This is a genomic window from Stenotrophomonas ginsengisoli, assembly GCF_001431485.1.
In the GTDB taxonomy this organism is placed as follows: Bacteria; Pseudomonadota; Gammaproteobacteria; order Xanthomonadales; family Xanthomonadaceae; genus Stenotrophomonas; species Stenotrophomonas ginsengisoli.
In genome coordinates this window covers 113,657-120,873 of record NZ_LDJM01000025.1, presented here as the reverse complement: position 1 = coordinate 120,873, position 7,217 = coordinate 113,657, and the positions used below count along the sequence as shown (strand labels likewise).

General features: G+C 65.2%; 6 protein-coding genes, 1 pseudogene and 1 riboswitch. Of the genes and pseudogenes, 2 read left to right on the top strand and 5 right to left on the bottom strand.

The genetic code is table 11. From position 1 onward, the window contains the following. Positions 1-312 (top strand): annotated as a pseudogene (locus tag ABB30_RS15830) (integrase core domain-containing protein); the annotation flags it as partial. A gap of 56 nt (positions 313-368) precedes the next feature. Here the strand turns inward: ABB30_RS15830 and ABB30_RS16290 are convergent. The 5 genes from ABB30_RS16290 to ABB30_RS10525 form a co-directional block, all read right to left on the bottom strand. Continuing rightward, positions 369-884, bottom strand: coding sequence for a hypothetical protein (locus ABB30_RS16290; RefSeq protein ID WP_152980700.1), 516 nt, complete (start codon positions 882-884; stop codon positions 369-371). 601 nt (positions 885-1,485) lie between these two features. Next, positions 1,486-2,769 (bottom strand): DUF445 domain-containing protein, encoded by a 1,284-nt coding sequence (locus ABB30_RS10540; protein WP_057638272.1) that lies wholly within the window; start codon positions 2,767-2,769, stop codon positions 1,486-1,488. A 2-nt stretch (positions 2,770-2,771) separates the two neighbouring features. Next, entirely contained in the window at positions 2,772-3,275 is a 504-nt protein-coding gene (locus ABB30_RS10535) for a hypothetical protein (RefSeq protein WP_057638253.1), read from the bottom strand. Next, complete coding sequence (locus ABB30_RS10530; RefSeq protein ID WP_057638271.1) at positions 3,272-3,916, bottom strand: DUF5671 domain-containing protein; 645 nt, start codon at positions 3,914-3,916, stop codon at positions 3,272-3,274. The genes ABB30_RS10535 and ABB30_RS10530 overlap by 4 nt, the downstream gene beginning before the upstream one ends. A gap of 65 nt (positions 3,917-3,981) precedes the next feature. Beyond that, entirely contained in the window at positions 3,982-4,857 is an 876-nt protein-coding gene (locus ABB30_RS10525; protein ID WP_057638270.1) for a hypothetical protein, read from the bottom strand. Positions 4,858-4,977: 120 nt separating this feature from the next. Further along, positions 4,978-5,187: riboswitch (cobalamin riboswitch) on the top strand. Positions 5,188-5,295: 108 nt separating this feature from the next. Between ABB30_RS10525 and ABB30_RS10520 the strand changes: the two genes are divergently transcribed. Continuing rightward, complete coding sequence (locus ABB30_RS10520; RefSeq protein WP_057638252.1) at positions 5,296-7,188, top strand: TonB-dependent receptor domain-containing protein; 1,893 nt, start codon at positions 5,296-5,298, stop codon at positions 7,186-7,188. The last annotated feature ends 29 nt before the right edge of the window (positions 7,189-7,217 follow it).

Genomic DNA, 7,217 nt, shown 5'->3' with positions numbered 1-7,217 from the left:
CGGTCGGACAACGGGTCGGAAGTTCTGGGGGAAGTATTCACCAGCTGGCTCAGGGCCAATGGGGTAGCGCTGCAGTACATCCAGCCAGGCAAACCCAATCAGAACGCCTTCATCGAACGTTTCAATCGGACTTTCCGCGAAGAAGTGCTCGATCGAAATCTCTACGCCCGTCTGGACGATGTACGAGAAGCCACCTACTGGTGGATGATCAATTACAACGAAGAGCGACCTCACGATTCACTTGGCGGCATGAGTCCGGTCGAGTACCGCAACCAGTACGTCGAAGGTTCTACTTTTGAAGTGTCTGCTTGACGGGGGAGCTTACGCTCCCAGAGTTGTGCGAGCAAAGTCGTCGAATACAAATCTGCTCATGGCGTTAGGTCCGGCACAGGGTGGGGAGGGGTATATGACTCCGCTAATATGATTGAATCATCAGTTATTGCGCTGTTTTGTGCCGGGATTTCAATATTTTTTCGATCAAGTGCTTTGTGGTTTGTGATGGCTATATGGCGCTGCGCGAATATATTGCTCTCGCTTTCTGTGAAGACAGAGACCATTCCTTTTGCGATTCCTGCAATGAATTCGAATTCACTATCAGTATTTCCGATTCTTTGCTTGAGTTGTAAAATTCTATTTATCGTTGATTCGTGTGATATTTCGAGTGTGTAGGTCTCTATGCGCTCCCCATTTTCTTTGGTTATCTCCCGGAATCCGCTTATTCCGAATCCATCGATGATTTCTTCATTTATGGATAGTGTGTACTGGAACTCAATGCCCGCCCTTCCGTCATGCCTGAATTCTGGCAGGGCTCTGGGTGGTGAGATTCTTATGCTGGTGAGTTCGTCGAATGCGGAGTTTCCGCATGGTTTGAAGTTAATTTTCATGGCCGTTCCTTGAGTGGTGTTGCCTGTGTTGCGTGCTAGTTGTTATGGCTGGGGGTGTTGAGTTGTTGGTGGAATTTTGAATCCATTCCGTTTAGGTGATTGGCTTTACCATCATGGAGGGGGTTTTTAATGAGCAATTTGGATATCGGTACATGAATGGTGCTCAGGAGGTGACACTTGCTCACACGATGGTGAAGGTGCAATAGCTTGACGAGATCCAGAGTGCGCCAAAGTGGGAACGGTAAGGGCTGCAGGCCGCGATGTGTTTCATCAGCAATTCCTTTGCTTTGTGTGCTTGTGACTGTACGAATTGTGGGAGCCTGGTTCCACTGTCTGTGGCCATGTCTGCCTGATAATGCGAGCTGGCTCACAGATGCGGCAAATGCCCGGCGGGCATCTTTATGCACTTGCCGATGGATGCCGCATTTTTCACTGCGTGCAGGGCGCGTCTGTCGCAACCGATTCAGTCGGGCGTGCGGTGATGGCGTTTCCGCCATCCCTTGTCTGAACAAGGGCGTGGCAGCTGTGCATTGAATGCCCGGCTCGCGGGGAGGGGCGCGTACATCGGTGCTTTGGCTTTGGGGTGCGACTGCACTGCCGCTCAGGCGAGCAGGTTTTTCAGTGCATGCAGGCACAGGCCGATCAGGCCGCCGACCAGGGTGCCGTTGTAGCGGATGAACTGCAGGTCGCGGCCCACACTCAGTTCCAGCTGGTCCACCAGCTTGTCATCGTCCCAAGCCTTGAGGGTGCTGGCCACGTGGGTGCGGGCCACTTCGCGCAGGCGCCCGGCCATGCGGCTGGCGGCGCGCTGGATATGGGTGTTGAGCGCATCGCGCAGGGCGCCATCGCGTTGCAGGGCGGTGGCCAGGCCGGCCAGTGCGCGCTCGATGTGGGCGGCCACGGCCGAGTCGCTGGCCGACAGGTCACGGCGCAGGGCAGCGGCAATGCGCTGCCACAGGCCGTTGACGTACTCGGTCACGGCTGGGTGCGCGGCCAGCTGGGTCTTGTAGTCCTCCAGCCGCGCGGCCAGTGTCGGGTCGTTGCGCAGGCGCTGCACATAGCCGGCCAGCCATTGCTCGTAGTCCTGGCGCAGCGGGTGGGCCGGGTCGGTGAGGATGGCCTGCAGTTCCTCCAATGCCGCTTCGCCGAGGCGGGCAGTGAGGCTGTCGCCGATCTCCTCGATCGGCTTGATGAAATCCACCGTGCTGGCCACCCGTGGCCATTGCTTGCGGATGTAGCGGGTGATCAGGGCGCTGGCACGCTCGCGCACGCCGGGCTCGTCCAGCCAGCGGCCCAGCCGTTCCAGCCCGGCATCGAACACCTGCTGGTGGCGGTTGTCGGCGGTGAGCAGACCCAGCACATCGGCCAGAGTGGAGGCGGCATCCCAGCGCTTGAGCTGCTCGGCCACGAAGCGGTTGATTGCCCGGCGTACCGCGCCCTCGTCCAGCACGTCCAGCAATTGCAGGGCCCAGCCACGGGCCAGCGCGGCCAGTTGCCGGCGCTGGGCCGGGGCGCCCAGCCAGTGGCCAACCCAGCGCGCGGCATCCAGCCGTTGCAGGCGGGCGGCGATCAGCTCCGGTTGCAGGAAGTGGTCGCGCACGAACAGGCCCAGGCTGTCGGCCAGGCGGTCCTTGTTGCGCGGCAGGATTGCCGTGTGGGGAATCGGCAGGCCCAGCGGGTGGCGGAACAGCGCGACCACGGCAAACCAGTCGGCCAGCGCGCCCACGGTGGCCGCCTCGCAGAAGGCGCCGACCCAGGCCCAGATGCCGTCACCGCCCATCACATGGCTGAGCACGAAGCCGGCGGCCATCGCCAGCAGCATGGCCACGGCGATCAGGCGCAGGCGCTGCAGCTGGGCGCGGCGCGGGTCGATGGGGCCGGCCATGGTCACTGCGCGACGGCTGTGGCGTCGGTGTCGCTGGCAGCCGCATCGCCGGCCACGTCGGCTGCCTCGCTGACGGTGGCTGCGGCGATGGCCGGTGCCTGATGGGTGAAGCAGTGTTGGCCGGCCGGGTGGGCACGGTCGGCCGGATAGGGGTGGCCGAAACGCTTGTCGGCGGTATCGGTGAGGAAGTGCGCGCACAGCTGGTAGCGGCGGGCATCGATGGGGCGGTACACATAGGCCGGGCCACCATCGGCGGGGGCCAGTTGCAGGGCCACGCCGGGCTGGGCAACCACCGGTACCAGGTCCGGCGGCAGCTGGCCGTGTTCGCGTTGCCACAGTTCCACCGCATTGCCCAGCTGCTCCAGGTCGCTGAGCACGGCTGCATCACGCTGGACCAGACGATGCTCGGCCGGGCTGGGGGTGAGGGCGATCACGCAGGCGATGGTGGCCACGATCAACACGCTGGCGGCGATGAGCAGGACGCGTCCGAGGGATTGGGTCTTCATGCCGGGTCCTCCTCCTGGCGCAGGTCATTCAGGTACCAGCCGAACACACTGCCGGCCAGCACCGCGATCACGCCGGTCTTCAGCGCAAAGCGCAGGGTCAGTTCACCGCCGAGCAGGGTGTTGACCAGGCTGATCAGGTCGCCGATCAGTACGGATGCGGCAATGAACAGGGTCAGGTAGGTCAGCCAGCGGCGCACCGGGGACAGGCGCTTGAGCGGTTGCCGGGCCACGCCGCGGGCAATGCGCCCGGACAGCCACACAAACAACGGCCAGCTGATGATCAGGCTGGAAACCGAAAAACGTACGCTGGAGCTGTTGAGCACTCCGCTGTAGGCCATGCGCACCGGGTCGGGCAGGGCATGGTTGATCAGGGCGAACAGCAGATGGCCCAGGTGCCAGATGCTCAGGTAAAGGGTGGTGAACAGCACCAGGTATTCGAAGGCCTCGCGGGCGGACAGCGAGGCGCGTGGGCGCGGTACCGGCAGGGGGAAATCCACGGCCGCCCATTGCGCCATGGCGCCGTCGATCTGTGCCTGCGACCAGCCGGCGTCGAGCAGGGTCTGCTGGATCTGCGGCCTGCCATGGCCGGCAATCAAGGCCTGTTCGATGAATCGTTCCAGTTCGGCACTGCCTGCGGCCATGGTCACTTTCCTGCGCTTGCGTTGCCGCCAGCCTAGGGGCAGGGCGGCAACGCTGGCAAGGTGGCTCAGTAGTCGCTGTTGGCCGGTTCGGCCACCGGCAGGCGGGCGCGCAGGGCGTCCAGCTCCATGCGCAGGGCCTGGTTTTCCGCGCTCAGGGTGATCACCTGGCGGCGCAGCAGGCTGACCTCGGCCTGCAGCTCGGCGGGGCTGGCAACGTGGTCGGCATCCTCGCCGGACAACGGGGCCTCGCTGCCGTGTTCGTTTTGGTCAGCGCGCGGCTTGCGCTTGGCCTCGCGTACACGCTTGGCTGCCTGCTTCAGCTCGGCCTTGCCGCCGGCCGCGGCCTGGCGCTGCTCATCCTCGCTGAGCTGGACCAGGGTGGCAGCGGTGCTGAGGTTGATCTCGCCATTGCGCAGGGCGCTGATGACCTCGGCGGTGGCGTTGTCCTGGATCTTCTCGATCTGGTTGAGGTGGGTGGTGCTCAGCTTCGCTTGGCGGGCCAGGTCGGCTTTGGACAGCTTGGGTGCCGGCTCCCACGGCGGCAGGTCGGCATCGTCGGCGGCCAGCGGCGCTTCACCGGCGCTCTCGCGGGCCAGGCGTTCCTGCTCGGCACGCCGGCGCGCATCGACAATGGCCTTCTTGCGCAGGGCCAGCACGCCGCGCTGGAAGTCGGACACACTGCGCCGGCCCAGGTGCTGCTCGATCATCCACAGATGCACATCGTCCATCGACTTCAGATGCGGATGCTGCATGGTCTGGAACGGAATGCCGTGCTGGGTGCAGATGCCGTAGCGGTTGTGGCCGTCGACCAGGATGTTGCCCCACAGCACCAGTGCGTCGCGGCAGCCCTCGGCCAGCAGGCTGCGCTCCAGCGCCTGGTGCTCCTCGGCGGTGAGCGGGTCGATATAGGCCTTGAGTTCTTCTTTGACGATGATGTCCATGGCGCGCATCCGGCACTGGCTTGAGGGGAACCGCCCATTGTAGTCGCGCCGGCCGGGCATGCCGCGCGGTGCCTTTGCCCGGGTGGCGGTGCCGGTTCAGTGCGGCTGTGTGCCATGGGCTACAATCGCCGCGCCACTGGTGCCTGGCCTGGAATGTTCCGGGCCGGGTGAAACGGGAAAGCGGTATCCCCTGCAACAAGGGGGTCAAGCCGCTGCTGCCCCCGCAACGGTAGGCAGGTGCGGGCAGGCCATCACGCCACTGGGAATTCCCGGGAAGGCGGCCTGCCAAGACCTGCAAGCCCGGAGACCGGCCATTGGCGACGCGAGACGTGCCACGGGGTGGTGGCGCCGGTTAGCCGGTGGCTGTTGCTGCGCGTGGGCGTCTGACTGACCTTGATGCCGGAACGCGGGGACGCGGGCCGGCCGCGGAGAGACCCCATGCGCCATCCACGCCGTACCGTTCTGGCAGCGCTGCTGCCGTTTTGCCTTGTTCCTGCTGCCCACGCCGAACTGGCCGGGGCTGGCCTGGCCGCCGAGCTGGACCCGGTGGTGGTCACCGCCACCCGCCAGGCCACCGCATTGTCTGAATTGATGGCCGATGTCACGGTGATCGATGCGCAGCAGATCCAGCAGCTGGGCCAGGGCACCATCACCGACCTGCTGGCCCGCCAACCCGGCATCCAGACCGCTTCCTACGGCGGCCAGGGCGCGGCGACCAGCTTCTTCGTGCGCGGCACCAACTCCAACCAGCTCAAGGTGCTGGTGGATGGCATTGCGATCAATTCTGTGGACCCGTCCGGTTCGCCGCTGCGTTATCTGAATCTGGCCGACGTGGAGCGCATCGAGATCCTGCGCGGGCCGGCGGCCACCCTGTATGGCGCCGATGCGCTGGGCGGGGTGATCCAGGTGTTCACCCGCCAGGGCCAGGCCGGGTTTGCCGCCGATGCCCATGCCGGCTTCGGCTCGCAGGGCACGCGCAAGGCCGGGGCCAACCTGTCCGGTGGCGATGCACGCTGGCAGTGGCGCCTGGGTGGCAGCCACCAGTCCACCGATGGCATCTCGGCCCAGCCGCAGGCCAGCAATCGTGATGCCGACGATGACAGCTACCGCAACAACAGCCTCTCGGCCGGGCTGACCTTCCGTCCCGATGCGCAGACGCAATACGGCGCCAGCGTGCGCCATTCGCGTGGCCTGGCCGAATATGACAGCGGCGAATTCAGCGCCGATGGCGATTACAACAACCGCCAGGCCTTCCAGAACGAGCAGTGGCAGCTGCACGCGCGCCACCAGATCAACCCGCGCTGGACCAGCACCGTGCAGCTGGGCGGCGCGCGCGACTGGCAGAAGGACTGGTCCTTCAATGCCTGGGGTTATCCGCCGGCCGAGGTGGTGGGCGCGATCACCACCCGCAACCGCGAGCTGAGCTGGCAGAACGACCTGCAGCTGGGCAACTGGGGCAGCGCGGTGCTGGGCGTGGAGGCCGATCAGCAGCGCGTCGGCCCGGCCAGTGGCTACCTGCACGAGCCGGAACTTCAAAACCATTCGCTGCTGGCCGGCTGGGGCGGCAAGCACGGCGCACTGCAATGGCAGCTAAGTGCCCGCAGCGATGACCACCAGCAGTACGGCCGCCACAACACCGGCGCCATCAACCTGGGCTGGGCCCTGGGCGCTGGCTGGCGGGTGCACGCCGGTTACGGCAGTGCCTTCAAGGCCCCGGGCGTGGACCAGCTGTACGTGGACAACCCGGCCTGGTCGCTGAGCGGCAACCCGGACCTGGCTCCGGAAACCGCCCGCAACCGCGAGCTCGGCCTGCGCTGGAACAGTGCCCGGCAGAGCCTGGCCGTGACCTGGTACCTGAACCGCGTCGACAACCTGATCGAGTGGGTCTCCGACCCGGTCACCTGGGCCGGCACCTACCGCAATGTCAGCGCGGCCCGGCTGGAGGGCGTGACCGCGCAATGGCGGGCCAACTTCGGCAACTTCAGCCCGTCGCTGTCCTATGACTGGCTGGATGCGTACAACCTGGACAGCGGCTTTGCCCTGGGCCGTCGCGCCCGCCACAAGGGCAGCGCCCGTCTGGACTGGGAGCACGAGCGCCTGCAGCTGGGCGCTGAAGTGCTGGCCGTGGGCCGGCGTTGGGATTACAGCAACCAGACCGGCAACTTGCCCGGTTACGGCCTGATCAACCTCACTGCCGCCTACCGCCTGCGCCCGGACCTGCAGCTGCAGGCACGCCTGGACAATGTGCTGGACCGTGAGTACCAGACCGCCGGTGGCTTTGCCACGGTGGGCCGCAGCGCGTTCGTCAACCTGCGCTGGTCGCTGCGCTGACCGCCATGGCCGCGGCTGCGTCATGGCGC